Origin of the sequence: Pseudarthrobacter defluvii, assembly GCF_030323865.1 — a bacterium.
GTDB lineage: Bacteria > Actinomycetota > Actinomycetes > Actinomycetales > Micrococcaceae > Arthrobacter > Arthrobacter sedimenti.
The window spans coordinates 2,645,760-2,665,222 of the sequence record NZ_CP066362.1; the positions used below are offsets into that span (position 1 = coordinate 2,645,760).

Annotated in this window: 11 protein-coding genes; 2 read left to right on the forward strand and 9 right to left on the reverse strand. The window is 63.7% G+C overall.

Annotated features, from left to right (window positions below):
- Positions 1-9: 9 nt before the first annotated feature.
- The 6 genes from JCQ34_RS12235 to JCQ34_RS12260 all read right to left on the reverse strand — a co-directional run bounded on the left by JCQ34_RS12235 (position 10) and on the right by JCQ34_RS12260 (position 7,656).
- On the reverse strand, positions 10-2,028 hold the full coding sequence (locus JCQ34_RS12235) for a DUF6541 family protein (RefSeq protein WP_286397912.1): 2,019 nt from the start codon (positions 2,026-2,028) through the stop codon (positions 10-12).
- 106 nt (positions 2,029-2,134) lie between these two features.
- Positions 2,135-2,860 carry an ABC transporter ATP-binding protein gene (locus tag JCQ34_RS12240; protein ID WP_286397914.1) on the reverse strand — a complete coding sequence of 242 codons (726 nt, stop codon included), beginning with the start codon at positions 2,858-2,860 and terminating at the stop codon, positions 2,135-2,137.
- On the reverse strand, positions 2,861-3,742 hold the full coding sequence (locus tag JCQ34_RS12245; protein ID WP_286397915.1) for an ABC transporter permease: 882 nt from the start codon (positions 3,740-3,742) through the stop codon (positions 2,861-2,863).
- Positions 3,739-5,763 (reverse strand): glycosyltransferase, encoded by a 2,025-nt coding sequence (locus tag JCQ34_RS12250; protein ID WP_286397916.1) that lies wholly within the window; start codon positions 5,761-5,763, stop codon positions 3,739-3,741. Before JCQ34_RS12250 ends, JCQ34_RS12245 begins: the two co-directional genes overlap by 4 nt.
- Positions 5,760-6,947, reverse strand: coding sequence for a UDP-galactopyranose mutase (glf, locus tag JCQ34_RS12255; RefSeq protein WP_286397917.1), 1,188 nt, complete (start codon positions 6,945-6,947; stop codon positions 5,760-5,762). Before glf ends, JCQ34_RS12250 begins: the two co-directional genes overlap by 4 nt.
- A gap of 124 nt (positions 6,948-7,071) precedes the next feature.
- Complete coding sequence (locus tag JCQ34_RS12260; protein ID WP_286397918.1) at positions 7,072-7,656, reverse strand: acyltransferase; 585 nt, start codon at positions 7,654-7,656, stop codon at positions 7,072-7,074.
- A gap of 237 nt (positions 7,657-7,893) precedes the next feature.
- Here JCQ34_RS12260 and JCQ34_RS12265 point away from each other — a divergent pair, with 237 nt between their 5' ends.
- Positions 7,894-11,955 carry an FtsK/SpoIIIE domain-containing protein gene (locus tag JCQ34_RS12265; RefSeq protein ID WP_286397920.1) on the forward strand — a complete coding sequence of 1,354 codons (4,062 nt, stop codon included), beginning with the start codon at positions 7,894-7,896 and terminating at the stop codon, positions 11,953-11,955.
- Between the two features lie 31 nt (positions 11,956-11,986).
- On the opposite strand, the gene JCQ34_RS12270 is transcribed toward JCQ34_RS12265, so the two are convergent.
- Positions 11,987-12,472 carry a hypothetical protein gene (locus JCQ34_RS12270; RefSeq protein ID WP_376976189.1) on the reverse strand — a complete coding sequence of 162 codons (486 nt, stop codon included), beginning with the start codon at positions 12,470-12,472 and terminating at the stop codon, positions 11,987-11,989.
- 229 nt (positions 12,473-12,701) lie between these two features.
- Here JCQ34_RS12270 and JCQ34_RS12275 point away from each other — a divergent pair, with 229 nt between their 5' ends.
- Positions 12,702-12,950: a WhiB family transcriptional regulator gene (locus JCQ34_RS12275; RefSeq protein WP_003804966.1), complete on the forward strand. Its 249-nt coding sequence runs from the start codon at positions 12,702-12,704 to the stop codon at positions 12,948-12,950.
- A gap of 150 nt (positions 12,951-13,100) precedes the next feature.
- On the opposite strand, the gene JCQ34_RS12280 is transcribed toward JCQ34_RS12275, so the two are convergent.
- Both JCQ34_RS12280 and JCQ34_RS12285 read right to left on the reverse strand, forming a co-directional pair.
- Complete coding sequence (locus tag JCQ34_RS12280) at positions 13,101-14,567, reverse strand: sensor histidine kinase (protein WP_286397922.1); 1,467 nt, start codon at positions 14,565-14,567, stop codon at positions 13,101-13,103.
- Between the two features lie 27 nt (positions 14,568-14,594).
- Positions 14,595-19,448, reverse strand: a complete 4,854-nt coding sequence (locus JCQ34_RS12285; protein ID WP_286397924.1) for an NAD-glutamate dehydrogenase — start codon at positions 19,446-19,448, stop codon at positions 14,595-14,597.
- Between the last annotated feature and the right edge of the window lie 15 nt (positions 19,449-19,463).

Below are 19,463 nucleotides of genomic sequence, written 5' to 3' on the forward strand. Positions count from 1 at the left end.
CTGCAAGCATTAGGGAGCAGGGCACAGGTCAAGCCTGTACAGCTTTGCTTCACCCTGTGAGTCCTCCAACGTGGCCAAACCTGCAGCTATGAGGGCGTCCAGCCCTTTGTAGCCACTGTCCCGGCCGTGTACTTCACGGTGCCCGAAGTCGAGGATGTACTCGATCTTCAGGCTTTCTACTGTGGGGCACACGGCGGGATCGTCCTTGGAAGGAACAGGCCCGTTGAGTAGCGGCGCCGCGCCTTGCGGAACAGCACTGAGGATGTGCAGCTGGACGAGCTTCCGGTCAGCGAAGGCGTAGGCGAGCGAGCTGCCGTTCCAGGGATTCCCGACCATAAGGGCATCCTTGGGTACTTCTCCGGGCAGGCGTTTGATGAGCGCCAGCTCATCAGTGGAGACCAGCGGCGAATCCTCCGACAACCGATAGGATCCCGCCATCGAAGCTTGCGCCTGGCTGACGTTGCCGCGTTGAGTGGCCGCTGCCAATGCCACAATCATGACGATTCCAGCAGCGGTGAAGAGAACCGCGGGACGCAGCCTGTTCGTCGTGGTTGCCCCCTCGAAGGTTCGGCCAGGCCGCCTTTTGTTCAGGTAGCCGGCAGCCAGCGCCAGGGCTGAGGACAACCAGCACCAGACCTCGACGGCGCCCCTGCAGGCCAGCGGGATTGTCACCAATGGCAGGAGTGCGGCCAGGCGGGGCGGATCGTTGTACCAGATACCAGTGAGAGACAGCCGGAAGTCATCCGCAGGAAAGGAACTGACGACGGCGAAGAGAGCTGCCGCGACCAGGTAAGTTCCCAGCAGCCATACCTTGCGGCCGGAACGGATGGTCGCATAGATGCCAAGGAGCGTCAGCGCCATGACGGCCCAAGCAACGGGGCGTCCGATCGCCGAACTGGCAATCAGTTCCCCGATGGCCTGGCCCGTCGTCTCCACCGGTGGCCAGAAAGCAGCCTCCGCCGGGGGACGCACGACGTCCCACAGAAGGCGGATCAGTACGACGGCGGCAACGAAAGCCAGTACCAGGGCAGCCGAAGCGGCCACTCGTCCCTTGCCCCTCCGGGACCTAAGGGTTTTAGCGAAAACGCGGACATAGACATAGAAGGCGGGAGGCAACATCAAAGCAAGCCAGGCCATGGCGGCACTGGGGTGGGCGAGGGCCATACCGGGTAGAACCGCGAGCAACAGCAGCAGGCTCATGATCCTGGACCCGTGCGAAACGGCGGACAGGCCAAGCGCATCCACTCCCAGGGCCAATACCAGGGGCAGCAGGGCCAGCGCCAGGAAATTCGGGTAGAGGACTCCGAAATCCAGCAGGGAGATGGGGAACGCGCCAAAGGCGGCAGACAGCACGCCTGCCGTGATGCTGACCGCGGGACGGCGTCCCCAGATAGTCTGCGCGAGATATATACATCCGAGCGGCCACACCAGGGCGGCGACGACTATGTTGACGGCGTTCACTGACGAGGTTATTTCCCCACCGCCGGCACTCACGAGCAGGGACACCACGTCGTGCCAGGCGGCAGGATACGACCCCGCACCTGTCATGGCGTTGAGGGTAAGGGACGAACCGGACCCGGTGTCGAGAATGTACCGTACCGCGTTCAAGTGGAAGACGTTATCGAAGGTCTGCGAGAACGACTCAGGCGAGCCAATGGCGTTCAGGAGCCTGCGCCCTATCAGGAATGCTGCCACGGCCGCTGCCGCTAAAGATGCAACGATCCAATAGCGCGGCCTGTCCTCACCAGCCAATTCAACCGGTTTGGCTCTCTTTCGAAGCAAAACGGAAGCGCCAAAGGCTACTACTGCCATTCCAATGGTTACCGCCACCACCGGCAACAGCGACCACGTGACTCCGAGGAAGGGTGCGGCGATGGCCGCCATACCGATGACCGAGACGCTTACGCCCGGAGCTGCTGCGACCGCCCGGGGTGCGCCAAGCCGCGCAGCAAAGCCAACGGCAAGTCCCGGAATGAACAGCAGAACCACTGCGAGGAGAAACTGCGGTACTGCGTCAAACCAGGACAAGAATCCTCCGAAAAGTTGTCGGCACGCCAGCCGAAGCGGCACCTCGTACCGCTGATGGTCAATCAAAAAGTGAGTGCAGCCGTTGACCTGCTGCAGATGACGCCCGTCAGGCCCTCAAAATCGAGACGGCCTCATGGATGGGTCCATCGAATTTCACGTTACCGTGCTCCATCAGGATTCCCCGGTCGCAGATGCGGGAAACGAGGTCCAAGTCGTGGCTCACCACAACGAGTGTCTTTCCCTCGTGCGCCAGTTCCTGGATCTTATCGATGCATTTGCGCTGGAAAGGCTCGTCACCCACCGCGAGGATCTCGTCGATCAGGAAGACTTCCGGGTCTGTGTGCACAGCAACCGAAAAAGCCAGGCGCAGGTACATCCCTGAAGAATAGAACTTGACCTCGGTATCAATGAACTGGCCGATCTCGGAAAACTCGACAATAGCGTCGAACCTCTCCTTAATTTGCTGCTCAGTCATTCCCAGGATGGCACCGTTGAGGAACACGTTGTCCCGCCCGGAGAGGTCGGGGTGGAAGCCGGCACCTACTTCGATAAGTCCGGCAACCCGGCCCCTCGTCTTTACCGTTCCGGTGTCGGGAAGCATGACTCCCGAAATGTGCTTCAGCAAAGTGGACTTGCCCGAACCGTTCAGGCCCAGGAGCGCCACGGTCTCCCCTGCCTCGACGTCAAGAGATACGTTCTTCAGGGCGTGGAACTTCTCGGAAAGATCTCCCTTGCGCCCCTTTATGAGCCAAACGACGGCTTCCTTGATGGACCGTGTGTGGCGCAGGACAAACTGCTTGCTGATATCCGAAACTTCAATTGCCTTGACCACTTATAGCTCCTGCGCGAAACGGCCCTCAAGGCGCCGGAAGGTGAATTGGCCCAAGAGGAGGATGGCCACCGCCACGCCCAGCCCAACAAACAGCCAAAGACTGAAAAGATTCGGGGGCATGGCCACGGATCCGTCCGTTGTGGGGAACCAGAACGCATAATGAAAAAGCTCCACCCCAATAGTGATCGGGTTTGCTTGGTAGACGGCGAACCACCCCGCACCAAGCTTGTCGTGGACCATGGACCACGCATACATCACAGGGGAAGCCCAGGTGGCAACCATCAGGAGCATATCCACCAGGTTTTCCGAATCCCGGAAATAGACGTTGGCAGCCCCGAACAAGAGACCTAGTCCCGTGGCAAGCAGAGCCACGATAACGAAACCCGCAACCGCAGCCAGCAGTTGAATGAGGTTGGGATGCCAGCCGGCCAGGACACACCCGATGACCAGCACCACCAGCTGCGGGAAGAAGTGCACAGCCGAGACCCAGACGGAAGCAACGGGAAAGAGCTCGCGCGGAAGGTAGATCTTCTTGATGAGGTTTCCGTTATTGACTATCGACCGCGCGGCGTTGCCCAAAGCCTCGGTAAAGAAGTTAATCAGGACAATGCCGGAGAACAGGTAGACCGCGTAGTTTGAGAGCCCTTCCGGGTTCCGTGCACTCCGCTCAAGGCCGAGGAAAACCCCCAAGGCCACGTAGAAGACAATGAACTGCACCCCGGGCTTCACGTACGACCACAGCAGGCCCAGCACGGAGCCCCGGTAACGCACCTTGAGTTCCTTGCGGACCAGCAGCTTGAGCAGGAAGCCGGACTGCCTGATGTCCCGCAACCCACCGCCCAGCCCGGGAGTGGTCAGCTCACCGGATGCGATTGCGCTCACTTGATCTCGTTCTGGGTGTGTTGCTCGAACGTCTTCCTCCAGGACTCCATGGAGGTCAGCTCCGAAACGGCGGACTTGTACTTCTTACTGAGAGCAGGCCACTCCTTCAGCAGGGCAGAGTGGAGCTTGGCGCTTTCGGCCAGCATCTTCCGCAGCCGCTGGGGATCACGCCGGTACCAGGAGGCCCCTGTGCCCTCGGCATTGGACACCACGGCACTGTCATACTGTGCCATCCGCCACCACCGGTTGTCCTGGTGCGCAATTGTCGTCTGTGGGCGCTCGGCGCTGGTGCCCTTGACCGGGCTCGCCAGTTGCCGGACGACAGTCTTTGCGGCCCAGGGAAGGAGCGTCAGCTTCCCGGGCTGGGAGGGGCCGTGGCCGCGGCGTGGCGGCTTATCCATCTTTGGCGCAGGGAAGTCTTCCGGGTCTGGCCGGAAAACCGCGTCAGAGTGTGCTGACATCATGTCGCGGATCTGCGGCAGCTTGGCGGACAGCAGTCCTGGCAGGGCATCCGGGCCCTTCAGCACATCTTCCAACGCCCACTGCCGGCCCTGCGCTGTGGCGTACTGCATTGAGACGAGGTGCTTGACGTCGGCGTACTGCGACTCCTTGATGACCCTGCCGCCGAACTCGTAGGGGCTGTGAAGGAGCGCGGCCACTACCCTGTTGCGGGCGTGGAAGTAGGCCTGCCAGCCGACAAGGTCGTCCTTGTCGATCCACGAGACATGCCAGACAGCTGAGCCGGGCAAGGACACCGTCGGGTAGCCGGCGGCCTTGGCCCGCAACCCGTACTCGGAATCGTCCCACTTGATGAACAGCGGAAGTGACAATCCGATATCGCGGATGACCTGCGTGGGGATGAGGCACATCCACCAGCCGTTGTAGTCGACGTCGCAACGCCGGTGCAGCCAGGGGGTCTGCCGAAGGTTGGACGAAAGGAAGTCGTGGCCCAGGATCATGTCCTCGCTGGGGAGCGACGGCTGGAACCTGTAGGGATTGACCACCTCGCCGAAGGTATGCAGCACAGTGCGATTGTAGAGGTCGAACATATGCCCGCCGACGAGAGTCGGTGTCTTGCACCGATCCGCGAAAGTCAGCAGGCGGATGATGCTTTCCGGTTCGACAACCACGTCATCGTCCATCAACAGGGCGTAGTCGCTGCCGTTCTCTACAGCTTCAAACATGCCGCGGGCGAACCCGCCCGAGCCGCCCAGGTTGGACTGGTTGATGATGCGAAGCTTGCCGTTCAGGGACCGCTTGACTTCGTCGAAGCCCTCTGCGTCGGCAAGCTTCTGCGTCCCCTGGTCCACAATCAGGATTTCCTGCACGTGGGCAAGTGCTTCTTCGCTTTCCGCAAGGAGGCGCAGGTTGTTCAGGCAGAAATCCGTCTTGTTCAGCGTGGTGATTTGGAGCGTGACGGACCCCGGCGTTGTTTCGACCGCTGCTCCTTGCCACTCGGCGTCGAGCATGATCAACGGCTCTGTACCGGCAAGCAGGTCAAACCAGTACCATCCGCCATCACCGAAGGGTGCGAGCGAAAGCTCAAAGGTGCTTTCCGCTGTGCCTTCAACCCTTCGGGTGTCCACCCGCTGCAGGGACCCGCGCGCATTCGACTTGTACACGATGACGGAGCCGGTCCCTTGGGTTCGGACCTGCAGCCTGACCTTGTCCACGGTGGTCCACCGCCGCCAATAGCTGGCCGGGAATGCATTGAAGTAGGAACCGAAGGACACCCGCTCGCCTGAGCGGACAGACGTTGAGTGGCGTGAAAGGAAGTCTTCCACGTGGGCTTCCTTGGTGGGGCTGCTGATGGTCCGGGCCTTGCTGGCCTTCCCCTCACGGTCCCCGGCAGTAGGCAGTTGGATACCGGTAGCGGTGCCCATGTCCATGTACAGGGGAACCGTGTCCATCTGGCTTGCACTGGGCAGGATCACGCGTTGAAGCGTCTGCCACGCCTGCGGGCTTCCCGCCCGGTCAGTCTTCACGGACTTCTTCGTCTTGTTGTCGGTAGGGACGCTCATGCGTCGACTCCCCCGCTTTCAAGCTGTACGCCGCTTTCGAAGTGCGGCCTGATCTTGTTATCGAACATGCTCAACGCGGCTCCGATGGCCATGTGCATGTCCAGGTACTTGTAGGTGCCCAGCCGGCCACCGAACAGAACATCCTTCTCTGCCGCCGCCAGGTCGCGGTACTTGAGCAGGCGCTCCCTGTCCGCGGAGGTGTTGACCGGGTAGTAGGGCTCGTCGCCCTTCTCTGCGAAACGGGAGAACTCGCGCATGATGACCGTCTTTTCGGTCTGGTAGTCGCGCTCCGGGTGGAAGTGGCGGGGTTCGATGATGCGGGTGTAGGGAACATCGGCGTCGTTGTAGTTCACAACGGACGTGCCCTGGAAGTCACCCATCTCCAGGACTTCTTCCTCGAAGTCGATGGTGCGCCAGGACAAGTCGCCCTCGGCGTAGTCGAAGTACCGGTCAACCGGGCCGGTGTAGACGACGGGGATGTTGCCCACAACCTTGTTCTTGCTGTACTCGTGGGATTCGTCGAAGAAGTCCGTGTTGAGCCGCACCTCGATGTTGGGGTGCTCCGCCATCTTTTCGATCCATGCGGTATAACCGTTGGTCGGCAGGCCCTCGTACTTGTCGTTGAAGTACCGGTTGTCGTAGTTGTAGCGGACGGGCAACCGGGAGATGATGCCCGCCGGAAGGTCTTTGGGGTCCGTCTGCCACTGCTTGCCGGTGTAGTGCTTGATGAACGCTTCGTACAACGGGCGGCCAATGAGCTGGATGCCCTTGTCGTTCAGGTTTTGCGGGTCCGTTCCGGCCAGTTCGCCGGCCTGTTCCTTGATAAGGTCCCTGGCCTGGCCGGGGGTGAGGTTGGCCCGGAAGAACTGGTTGATTGTGGCCAGGTTGATCGGCAGTGAGTAGACCTCGCCCTTGTGGACGCCATAGACCTTATGGACGTAGTCCGTGAAGGTGGTGAACCTGTTCACGTACTCCCACACCCGCTCGTTGGAGGTGTGGAAAAGGTGGGCGCCATACCGGTGGATTTCAATCCCGGTCTGCTCTTCCTTTTCGCTGTACGCGTTTCCGCCGATGTGATGGCGACGGTCGATGACGACGACCTTCAGGCCGAGCTCAGTGGCGGCCTGTTCTGCGATTGTCAGGCCAAAAAAGCCGGACCCTACGATGACGAGGTCAGCGGTCACAAAATCTCCTGGTTCGAATGCGGGCAGCGCAATGGTGCGCATTGTCTGCTGCTCTAGCCTACCCGAGGGACTGCACGGGCCGTCGAATCAGCCCGCTGGCTGTGAGCCGGCACACAGGCCGCCGTCAGGCAAGGCGCAGTGTCCCGCCGTCTTCAATGTAGGCCTCCCCCGTACCGGGGCAGATCCACTGCCCGCCCTCCTGCCGGAGTGGCTGGCCGGCCCTCCCCACCCAACCAATACGACGCGCGGGTACCCCGGCAACGAGCGCAAAGTCCGGCACGTCCCTGGTGACGACGGCGCCCGCCGCCACCGTGGCCCACGCGCCGATGGTCAGGGGTGCTATGCAGACTGCCCGCGCCCCGATGGCAGCCCCCTGCCGGATGGTGACACCCACTTTGTCCCAGTCGTCCTCCGTTTTAAGGACGCCCTGCGGTGTGACAGCCCGGGGAAAGACATCGTTGGTCAGCACCGCTGCCGGACCAATGAAGACACCTGCTTCCAGGACCGCGGGCTCGTACACCAGCGCGTAGTTCTGGACCTTGCAGTTCTCCCCCAGTACCACCCCAGGCCCTATGTAGGCGCCGCGGCCGATGACGCAGTTCTCCCCCAGGCGGGCTGCCTCCCTGATCTGTGCGAGATGCCACACCTTGGTGCCTGCCCCGATGTGGGCTCCGGTCGCAACGTCCGCGCTGTCAGCGATCGTGGTCAAGGGGGACTCCTTCGCAACTCACGGACGCATTGGCCAGGTCCAGGATGTAGTGATCCTAACCGCGCTGCCAGGCTCCGGGGACACCAGAAACCACACGTTTATCCACATAGAGCCTGAAGTGCCTGCCCGGGCCTGCCCGCCGTGGTTAGCGTGTGGGTTACAACATGAAGGATCCCAACCATGACATTCAACTGCACGCTGGTTGGCGGCCCGGGATCACCGAAGGTCGAGCCACCTGTGGAATTATCCATCGATGCCCCGTTTGGCACGTCCGGCTCCGTGATTCACCAGCAGTTGGTACGAAAGTTCGGCGCAGGCGCTGTCACCGTGGACGGGGAAGATTTATGCTGCCTGGTGCTGGGTGTTCCTCCGTTGGTGGAGGCGGCCATCCTTGTCGATGCCGGCACCGCTCCTTTGAGGCGGCGGCCTGAACGTCCGCCGGTGGGCGGTCCTGTGGCTCCGCTGGCCCTCACTGTTGACAGCGGCGCGGCAGCGGGAACGATTGTCCGGCTCCAACGTGGCAGCTACAGCATTGGCCGCAGCGGCACGAGGATTGTCATTCCGGATCCGGAGCTTTCCCGCGAACACGCCCGCGTCGTGGTTACGGAGACGGACATCATGTTGGTTGACCTGGATAGCGCCAACGGGACATACGTCAACGGGGAGCGGATCCGCAGCACGGTCATCTCCACGGACTCCAGCATCAGGTGCGGGCAGTCCAACCTGTCACTGGTTTTTGCAGAACTGCCGGTTCAGATCCTGGCAGATGCTGGAAAGTCGGTGGCGGACCCGATCGTGGTGGCCGGCCGGGCCGAGGCCGGAAACCGTCTCGTACTCCTTGTCACCGCTGTTCTGCCACTTGCAATCGGGGTGCTGCTCGCCTCGTTCACCGGCATGTGGATGTTCCTCGCCTTTTCCCTGGCTTCCGCGTTCCCGGTCCTGGTTACCGCCCTCAGCGGAAGGCGGCAGAAGCGGGATTTGTCCGCCGCTGTGGATGCCGCTGTCGAGGAAGACAGAAAACGCCGACGGCGGTGCGCCCCTCCCCTGTCGCTCGTAGCAATGGCCGCGGAATCAGCCAAGGAGATGCCCTATGACGATACGGGCGCCGATGGCATCTGGCTGCGGGTGGGCCAGGCAGAACAGGCGCCGAACATCAGAGTCGAACCGCTTGGCGCTGCCCAAGTGGTTCCATCCTCCGGAATTGCGCCTGTGCTGCTCGACCCGGCCCGCCCGCTCACCACGGTGGGCGGACCGCGCTTTGCCACCGACGGGGCCATCCGCTCCTTCCTCATGCAACTGGCGGGGTACCCGCGCGGGGGCACCACCCAGGTCGTCGTCCACGGGACGCCGGGAACCCTGCCACTCGCTGCCCGCTACCTTTCCAGGGTGACGCTCACGGCAACAGCCGGTGCCGGACTCGGAGTCGTGAACAGCAGCCATCCACCAGGCTGCGAGCGCGGGGTCCTGTTGATTAGGGGGGAATCCTCCACGCTCGAGGCTGAACACCGGATCCGCGAAGCAGCACTCCGGCACGGGTGGCAGGTTCTGCATTTCCTTCCGGACGAAGGGGAACGGCCCGCACCCGATGTCCTTCTATCCGAACGACACTCGGTGGCACTGTTAGACCTCGGCGAGACGGTCTTCGTCCCCGACCTGGCACCCGAAGGCGTGTTCACCCGTTTTTGCCGGCGCCTGGCAGGCGAACATTCCGGGGACGGGGAAGCGGGCAGTGTTGTTCCGGCTGCCTGCAGCCTCGGCCAGGTCCTGTCCCTCACCCCTGAGGCCACAGCTGACCGCTGGGACTCCAGTGCACAGGATGACGGGCTGGCCGCACCGCTGGGACGGAGCGCAGCCGGAACGAAGTACATCGACCTCCATGCCGACGGACCCCACCTTCTGGTCGCAGGCACCACCGGCTCGGGAAAGTCGGAATTGCTCCGCAGCCTCACACTTGCCCTCGCCCTGAGCCATCCGCCGGAGCGGGTCAACTTCTTTTTCATCGATTTCAAGGGCGGTTCAGGGCTGGCCCCGTTGGCCAGCCTCGTGCACTGTGTCGGGTTGCAGACAGACCTTTCCAATGGCGAAATGGTCCGGACACTGACTTCACTCCGCGCCGAAGTGCGGCTTCGGGAGAGCTGCCTTTCAGCCGCCCGCGTCCCGGATATCTCCGCATACCGCTCCACGGCTGCGGCCCGGGACTTTGTCCTTCCCCATCTGGTCATCGTCATCGACGAGTTCCGGATGCTGGTTGACGACGCCCCGGAAGCACTGCGTGAACTGCTGCGGATTGCAGCTATCGGGCGATCGCTCGGCATCCACTTGGTGATGGCAACGCAGCGACCGCAGGGCGCCCTGACGGCAGACATCCGCGCCAACGTCACCTCCAGCATTGCCCTTCGCGTGCAGTCAGCTATGGAGTCGTTGGATATCGTCAACTCAAAGGCCGCCGCGGCCATCAGTGTCGACTCGCCAGGCCGCGCCTTCCTGGCCCGTGGAGCGGAGGCAGCAGAGGAGTTCCAGGCAGCCTCCCTCGCCCCACCTTCCGGGGTCAGCCGTTCCGCCGCAATTGAAGTCCACCGGACAACTGATTACCTCACCGCACACGGCGACGAACCCGGCCACGGGCCAGCCGCTGCGCCAACCCCCGCGCGGGCAGTGGAACCGCTGACAGCCATGGTGCGGAACCTGTGCGCCGCGCAGGAAAAAGCACTGCCACGGAGGCCTGTAGCTCCGCCTCTGCCGGAGCAACTGGAAGAACCTGCTCCGTGTGGCCCCGCCTGGAGCCCGGCAACCGCCACCCCCAGCCGGGGGGAACCCCTGGCCCAAGCCGGCCACGTACAGCTGGGCTTGATGGATCTACCGGAAAAGCAAAAGGTAGAGGCCCTGGTGTGGAGCCCCGCCCGCCACGGTCACGCTGCATTCGTCGGCGGTGCCGCTTCCGGCGCCGGAGAAGGCCTGGAACTGGCCGTCCACAAACTGATGACCCGTCCTGCTGAAACCCACTTTTACCTGTTGGACGCCACAGGAGGCTTCTTGCCGCTGGCCCGGGCAGCCAGGACGGGCGCTCATGCCGGACTGCACGAGCTGCGGCGTGGAGTACGGATCCTGGAGCGGCTGGCGCGGGAACTTGGGCAGCGGCTGAGTAATCCAGCCGGCAGCCGGACACCTCTCGTCCTCGTCATCTCCGGTTGGGGGTCCTGGGTTTCGGCCTTCCGGTCGGGGCCGTTGGCCTGGGCTGAGGACCTGGTCCACGACCTCGTTCGTGACGGCGCCACAGCAGGAATCACGCTGCTGCTCTCGGGCGAGCGCGAGCTGGTAACGGCCAGGTTTTTCGGCGCCCTTCCCAACCGCTTCTACTTTCCGGCCGGTTCCACGGAGGAAAGCCGGGGCATGTGGCCGCGGCTGCCCTCGGCCCCGGCCGTCCAGGGGCGGGCGGCAGTCTTTGGCCCTGCCTCCGGCGGCGACCCCGCAGTGTGCCAGTTCTACCGCACCGCTGTCCCGGACATCGCGGGCAACCCCAATTACCTGCCTGCGGGCCCGCCTCCATTTCGCGTGGCACCCCTCCCGGTGACAATCACGGTCAGTCAGGTTGCAGCAATGGCAGAGCCAACGCGAGTTGGCCCTGTCCCCGAACACCCGTCACCAGGACGGGACGGGATGGACGGAGGGCCCCATTCCGGATTGTCAGCAACGGCGCCCCCGGGAAGGGACCGACGCCAGCGCGAGATCCTCCTCGGGGTATCGGGGGACGAAGTTGCCCCACTGTCCTTTCGCCTGCCCGGCGGCGGCGTCATGGCGGTCCTTGGCAGCCCCGGAAGCGGCAAGACCAATACCTTGCACGCACTGGAGGCGCTCAACCCGGAACAGTCCTGGTGCACCTGTCCTGAACCGTCGGACCCGGCTGGAAGTTTTTGGTCCCAGCTGCTGGTGCAGGCCGAAGCAGGACAGGTGCCCCGCGGGTCAATTCTCCTTGTTGATGATGTCGATCTGCTCGCACCACCCGCAATAAGGGACTTAAGCCAGTTGACTGCCCTTGGCTACCCTGCCGTGGTCACCGCCGCTTTCAGCCCGGCGCTCCCCCAGCGCATTCCGCTGATCATGAGCTCCAGGGCATCGGGCATTGGACTGCTGCTCTGTCCGCGCTCAGCAGCTGACGGTGACCTGTTCGGAAGCCGGTTCGAAATCGAGCCGAATCCCCCGGCCGGCCGCGGCGTGCTGATCTCCGGCGGCCGGTCCTGCTCCCTTCAGGTGGCCAGGGCGGAGCATGGGAGCGAGCTTCACCGTCCCACAAACATGTAGGCCCCGGATTGGGAACACCCCGGCTGCAAGGTCAGAGAGTGGGCGGCGCGGTCCCTGTGCGTGAGGCATGGTTTATCACCCTGTTGGAGAACAGGAGAACGATGGCTGCGACCGCCGGAACCACCATTGCGATCCCGACGAGGACCAGGCCGCTCGTCATGGCCGGCACGCCAATGGTCAGTACGAACAGTTGGGCCACCAGGGCGGCCGCCCTGGTCCACCGGAAGCCCCGGTAGAGAGAGACGGCAACGGCGTAAAGCCAGGCGGAAAAGGCCAGCAGGAGGCCCAGGGTGAAGACCGCGCCCCAGAAGGACAGGACGGGGCTCCCGGACAGCAACTCGTAGGCATACCACCCCGCCGCCACCAGGAGCGCGGAAGCCTCGGCAGCAGCCACGAGCGCGACCACTTTGGCCCCACCGGGCACCGTCGACGGTCGGCCCACTGGGCGACCGGCGTCCCCGCTGGAGTCATCGGGAGAAGATGGGGTACCTGCTGGGTTCACCGGGGGTCTTGACACAATGGCACCCTACCGGACATAGTCGGACACTGGTGAAGGCGCAGGCCGACACTGTGATGCATCGCTCAGGTTTCGTGGGATTTCGGGCGTTATTACCCCTTGTTTACACAGCGTTAACATGACAGGCTTGATGCAGATGACCAAGGGGGCCCAGAGGGCCCTTTTCCTTTGTAGCCACTAGTGAATAATTTCACAAAGGCACTTCCCAGAAATGGAGCAACTGATCAGCATGGATTGGCGTAATCGCGCAGCGTGCCTCGACAAGGACCCGGAACTGTTCTTCCCCGTTGGGAATACAGGGCCGGCCCTCCTGCAGATCGAGGAAGCCAAGAGCGTCTGCCGGCGGTGCCCCGTCGTGGACACATGCCTGCAGTGGGCGCTGGAATCCGGCCAGGATGCCGGTGTGTGGGGCGGCATGAGCGAAGACGAGCGCCGCGCCCTGAAACGGCGCGCTGCCCGTGCCCGCCGCGCCTCCTAGTAAGGCTTCAAACGGCAAGGCAAAAGCGCAGAGCAACTAAAACAGGGGCCCCGGGATTATCCAGATGGATTGTCCCGGGGCCTCTGTCTGTTCTCCTGCTGGCGTTGGCCTCACTTCCGGCATGCGCCGGCAGGGAGGGGAGGCCGCGCCTTACTTGCCGGCCAGGCTCAGCCGGATCTTGACTTCGGTGCCGCCGCCCTCGCGGCGCTGCCACGTGATGGTGCCGCCCAGTTCACTGGTGACCAAGGTCCGCACGATCTGCAGGCCCAGTCCCTCAACGTGCGGGGTTTCGGGAAGTCCCACGCCGTCGTCGGCAATGGTGACCGTCAACTCCTCACCGTCTTCACCTTCGGACCGGTCGGCAACAAGCCATACTGTTCCCGCCCTGCCCTCAAGTCCGTGCTCTACGGCGTTGGTCACCAGTTCGTTGATGACCAGGGCAAGAGGGGTTGCGAGATCGCTGGGGAGTTCGCCAAACGTGCCCTCCCGCTCGGTCCGGACCTGCTGGGAGGGGGACGCCACCTCCGCGGACAGCCGGAACTGGCGCCCGATCAGCTCGTCGAAATCGACGCTTTGGGTGAGGCCCTGCGACAAGGTTTCGTGAACCAGCGCAATGGTGGCAACACGTCGCATTGCCTGTTCCAAGCCCTGCTTTGCCTCGTCGCTCCTCATGCGGCGGGACTGCATCCGCAGGAGCGCAGCAACGGTCTGAAGATTGTTCTTGACCCGGTGGTGGATCTCCCGGATGGTGGCGTCCTTAGTTACCAGCTCCATCTCACGACGGCGCAATTCGGAGACGTCGCGGCAGAGCACCAGCGCGCCAAACCGCTGCTGCTCATCACGGAGCGGAATGGCCCGCAGGGACAGGCTCACCCCCCGGGACTCAATTTCGCTGCGCCACGGCATGCGGCCGGTCACCACCAGCGGCAGGGTTTCATCAACCATCCGGCGGTCTTTCAGCAGGCCGGCCGTCACCTCAGCGAGCGAACGGCCCTCCAGGGACTCGCCGTCACCCAACCGCCGGAAGGCCGACACGCCATTGGGGCTGGCATACTGCACCACGCCGTCGGCATCCAGCCTGATCAGCCCGTCCCCCACACGGGGGGCGCCCCGGCGGGACCCGGTGGGTGAGGCAAAGTCCGGCCACAACCCCAGGGTTCCCATCCGCAGGAGGTCGTACGCGCACTGGCGGTACGTCAGTTCCAGCCGGGACGGCATCCGGGAGCTGGACAAGTCCATGTGCGTGGTGACCACCGCAAGGGTCCTGCCATTGCGGACCATGGGAACGGCCTCCACCCGCAGGGCCATCTCGCTGTTCCAGTTCGTCTCGCTGGAACGCTCGATGGTCCTGCTGTTCCACGCCCTGTCCACAAGTGGCTGCAGATCGGACCTGATGCCTTCGCCCACAAAGTCGCTGTGGAACGCCGTGTGGGTGGTGGAGGGCCGCACGTGCGCCAGCGCAATGTAGCCAAGCTCCGGGTGGGGGAACCACAGCGCCAGGTCGGCGAACGCCAGGTCCGCCACCATCTGCCAGTCCCCCACCAGGAGGTGCAGCCATTCGGCATCGCCCGGCCCGAAATCAGCGTGTTCCCTGATGGGGTCCGTAAAGATTGCCACTGCACCTCCATTTGCGACGCCGGCTTGCTAGCGTCGGACGATTGACCTCAAGAGCCTCAATGCTACCGACAGTGAGGCCATGTCGTCGGCCTCCAGGGCGTTCACCTCATCGAACATGCTCTTGGCCCGGCCCAGCTGCTCGGCATTCTGGGCCTCCCAGTCCTTGAGCCGCGCGTCGGGTGACTCGGCGGCGGACGTGGCGTCCAGCACCGCCGTCGTCATATCCGACACTGTCGAGTAGAGGTCATCGCGCAAGGCGGCGCGGGCCAGCGCCTGCCACCGGTCCTGCCGGGGCAGGCTGCTGATCCGTTCCAGCAGCGAGTCCGCATGGAAGCGGTTGAAGACCGTGTAGTAGACAGCCGCGATCTCCTCGACAGGGTCCTTGCGGGAGCGGCCGATCTTGGCGATGTCCAGCAGCACGAAGCTCTCGAACAGCTCGGCCCAGCGCAGGGCAAGGTCTTCGGGAAGCTGCCACTCACGGCCCTTGGCCAGCCACGCCGCCACCCGCTCGCGGTCATCGCCGCGCAGATAGTCGAGCAGCCGGGCCCGCATCGGATCCATCAGCGGCTTGAACTCGGACACCACCTCGGCGATGGGGCGCGAAACACTTTCCTGGCTGAGCAGCCACCGGACTGCCCGGTCCAGGAGCCGGCGGATGTCCAGGTGGACGGCGCTCCAATGCTCGGTGGGGAACGAAGCGGGCAGGCTGTTCAGTTCCGACACCATCGCGTCGAGTTCGTACACCTCACGCAGGGCCACGAAAGCCTTGGCCACCGCCACTTCGCTGGCCGACGTTTCCTCCATCACCCGGAAGGCGAAGGTGATGCCGCCCAGGTTGATCATGTCGTTCGCCACCACGGTGGCGATGATTTCGCGGCGCAGCGGATGGGTGTCCAGCTCGGCGTCGAAACGTTCGCGCAACTGGTGCGGGAAGTAGGAGCGCAGCGTCCCACGGAACCACGGATCGTCGGCGAGTTCACTGTCCCGCAGGGCCGACGCCAGCTCGATCTTGGCGTAGGCGGCCAGCACCGACAACTCCGGGGAGGTCAGCCCCTGGCCCTGCTGCAGCCGCTCCCGAAGGGTTTCCGTGGAAGGCAGCGCCTCCAGGTCACGGTTCAGGTCGGCGCTCTTCTCCAGCCAGTCCATGAGCCGTTCATAGCTGGGGCTCCACTCCGCCACCCGGGTGCGGTCGTTCAGGAGCAGGATGTTCTGGTCGATGTTGTCTTCCAGGACCAGGCGACCCACTTCGTCGGTCATCGAGGCCAGGAAGTCCGCGCGTTCATCGGCGGGCAGCCTGCCGGCAGCGACCATCCGGTCCACGAAGATCTTGATGTTGACCTCGTGGTCCGAGCAGTCCACGCCCGCGGAGTTGTCAATGGCGTCCGTGTTAAGGATGACACCCTGCAGGGCTGCCTCGATACGGCCGCGCTGCGTCATGCCCAGGTTTCCACCCTCGCCGACCACCTTGACGCGCAGGTCCCGGCCGTTGACGCGGATCGCGTCGTTGGCCTTGTCCCCCACAGAGGCGTTGGACTCTGAGCTTGCCTTGACGTAGGTCCCGATTCCGCCGTTGTACAGCAGGTCGGCCGGTGCCAGCAGGATGGCACGCAGGAGTTCCGGCGGGCTCAGTTCAGTGGTTTCCGCCGGCAGCCCAAGTGCGGTGCGCACCTGCGCGGATACCGGGATGGACTTGGCCTGGCGGGCAAAAATCCCGCCCCCTTCGCTGATCAGTGACTTGTCATAGTCGTCCCAGGAGGACCGGGGCAGCTCGAACAGCCGCTGCCGCTCCGCAAACGAGGATTCCTCATCCGGATTGGGATCCAGGAAGATGTGACGGTGGTCGAATGCGGCAAGCAGGCGGATGTGCCGGGACAGGAGCATCCCGTTACCGAAGACATCCCCGGACATGTCACCCACGCCCACCACGGTGAACGGTTCGGTCTGGGTATCAAGGTCCAGCTCGCTGAAGTGCCGCTTCACCGATTCCCAGGCGCCGCGCGCCGTGATGCCCATCGCTTTGTGGTCGTAGCCCACGGAACCGCCCGAGGCAAAGGCGTCGCCCAGCCAGAAGCCGTACTCCGCTGACAGGCCGTTGGCGATGTCGGAGAAAGTAGCCGTGCCCTTGTCGGCGGCAACTACAAGGTAGGAGTCGTCGTCGTCATGCCTGACAACGTTCGACGGCGGCACAAGCCGCTGGCCGTCACCTTCGGTCAGGAGGTTGTCGGTAAGGTCCAGCAGGCCCCGGATGAACGTCTTGTAGCTTTCGACGCCTTCCGCCATCCAGGCGGCACGGTCCGTGGACGGGTCCGGGAGTTGCTTGGCGAAGAAACCGCCCTTTGCGCCCGTGGGCACGATGACGGCGTTCTTGACTGTCTGCGCCTTGACCAGGCCCAGGATTTCGGTCCGGAAATCCTCCCGACGGTCGGACCAGCGGAGCCCGCCGCGCGCCACCTTGCCAAAGCGAAGGTGCACACCTTCCACCCGGGGAGCGTAAACCCAGATTTCAAACATTGGCCGCGGGAAAGGCAGCCCTTCGATCTGCGCCGGATCCAGCTTGAAGCTGAGGTGCGGCTTGTCCTGGTAAAAGTTGGTGCGGAGGGTCGCCTCGATCAGGTTGACGAAAGTCCGCAGCACGCGGTCGGCGTCGAGCGTTGCCACCTTCTCAATGGAGGCTGCGAGTTCCTGCCGCACGGACGCCTGGGCCTCTTCACGGCTGTCTTCCGCCAGCGCCGGGTCAAAGCGGGCCGCAAAGAGCGCGGTCAGGCCCCTGGTCACGTCAGGGTTGGCAAGGAGCGTGTCAGCCATGAAGCCGAAGGAACTGCTGTTGCCCATCTGCCGCATGTAGCGGGCGTACGCGCGCAGCACCGTGATTTGCCGCCAGTGCAGGCCTTCCCGCAGCACCAGGCGGTCAAAGCTGTCTGATTCCGCGGCGCCGGTGACGGCCGCGCCAAAGGACTCAGCCAGCAACTCTCCCGTGGACATCGGGTCCACTGCCCCCGGGTACTTAAGGCCCAGGTCGTACAGGAAGAAGTCCCGGTGGTCCGCCGTTTCGATTTCGAACGGGCGCTCATCCAGGACCTCAAGTCCGAGGTTGTGGAAGTACGGCAGGATCTGGCTCAGGCTCTTGGGCTCCAGCATGTAGAGCTTGACCCGGGCATCCTCCTCCAGCGTGGCACCGGCACCTTCGGGAAGGTACACATGCACGCCGGGCCGGTCCTGACGCTCGCCGGTGCTTCGCTCGGCCGCAGCCCCGTACTTCTCAAAACGCGCAATATCCTCCAGCGCGTCCTCTACTTCGTAGTCCACCCGGTAGCTGGCAGGAAACGCCTCGGCCCAGATGGCAGCAAGTTCCTTGGCCTCGGCTGCATCCCGGCCCTCGCGCAGGACTTCCGCGATGCCTTCGCTCCAAGACCGTGCGGCCCGGACCAGGCGCTTTTCCAGCTCATCGCTGTTGACATGGCTGACGTCGGCGTCCTTGGGCAGGCGGATGCGGAAGAAGAGCCGCGCGAGTGCCGATTCGGTCATCCGGGCTTCGTAGTCGATCGAGACTGCCTGGAACGTTTCCCTCAGTTCCTGCTCAATACGGAGCCTGACGTTGGTGGTGTAGCGGTCGCGGGGCAGGTAGACGACGGCAGACATGAAGCGGCCGTAGATGTCGGGCCTCAGGAACAGGCGGGTGCGCCGCCGTTCCTGCAGCTTTTGGATTCCCAGCGCGGTGGCGGCAAGGTCGGGGACTTCGATCTGGAACAGCTCGTCACGGGGATAGGTTTCCAGAATTCCCAGCAGGTCCTTGCCGGAGTGCGAGTCCGGCGGGAAGCCTGCGTTCTGCAGCACGGCGTCCACCTTTTCCCGGACGATGGGAATGTCGCGGACGGAGCCGGCGTAGGCGCTGGTGGCGAAGAGTCCGATGAAGCGCCGTTCGCCGTTGACGTTCCCAGCAGCGTCAAAGCTTTTGATGCCGATGTAGTCCAGGTAGGCGGAACGGTGAACGGTGGAACGCGAGTTGGCTTTGGTGATGACGAGCGCACGCTTTTCCCGTGCCTTCTTGCGGCCGGTATCGGTCAGGTGCTGGATGTGGGGGGAGTCTGCGGCGGCACGTAACAGCCCGAGCCCGCTGTCCTCGCGCAATTCGAGGACGTCTTCCCCGTCCACGTTGAGCAGGTCGTATTCTCGGTACCCGAGGAACGTGAAGTTCCCGTCGTCCAGCCACCGCAACAGGTCCTTCGCCTGCCGGAGCTCGGCAATTTGCGTAGAGTTGGCCACCCGGTCCAGGCTTTCGGCGATTTCCAGCGCCTTCTGGCGCATCCTGGGCCAGTCCTCCACGGCGGCCCGGACATCGTTCAGCACGCGGGTCAGGCCCTCGAGCAGCGACGTCTTCGTTTCGTCCGGGACGCGCTGGATTTCGACGGCGATCCACGATTCCATGTGGGAGGCGTTCTCCCCCTGCGCGATGAGGTGGGAAAGGTTGGGCATCGCAGCGGTGTCCCCGCTGGAAATCCCGAGGTGTGCGGGCACCCTGTTCACCTTGACCAGCTCACCGCTTTCCCGGTTGCGGGTAGCCACGAAAAGCGGGTGGACGACGAGTTTGATGGCCGCGTGCTGCCGGACAAGTTCGGCGTTTACCGAATCGACCAGAAATGGCATGTCGTCGGTGACGACAAAGATGACGCTGCTGTCTTCTTCATCGACAATCGAGATCCTGGCCTGTCCGGGTTGCCTCACGGAAGCCGCGCGGCGGTGCTCTTCAGCCCGGGCCTCCAGCACATCACGCGGGTAGCTCCGCGCATCCTCCTCAGCCAGGTGCTGGTAGTAGTCCCCCATGAAACCCTCAAGGCCTTCAATGGAGAGGGGCTGGTCCTCCACACTGGATCCAGACGACATCGACAACGCCTCCAT

Coding starts and splice junctions, on each gene's coding strand:
- JCQ34_RS12250 (WP_286397916.1), bottom strand. CDS start 5,763: ATGAGCGTCCCTACCGACAACAAGACGAAGAAGTCCGTGAAGACTGAC.
- JCQ34_RS12275 (WP_003804966.1), top strand. CDS start 12,702: ATGGATTGGCGTAATCGCGCAGCGTGCCTCGACAAGGACCCGGAACTG.
- JCQ34_RS12285 (WP_286397924.1), bottom strand. CDS start 19,448: ATGTCGTCTGGATCCAGTGTGGAGGACCAGCCCCTCTCCATTGAAGGC.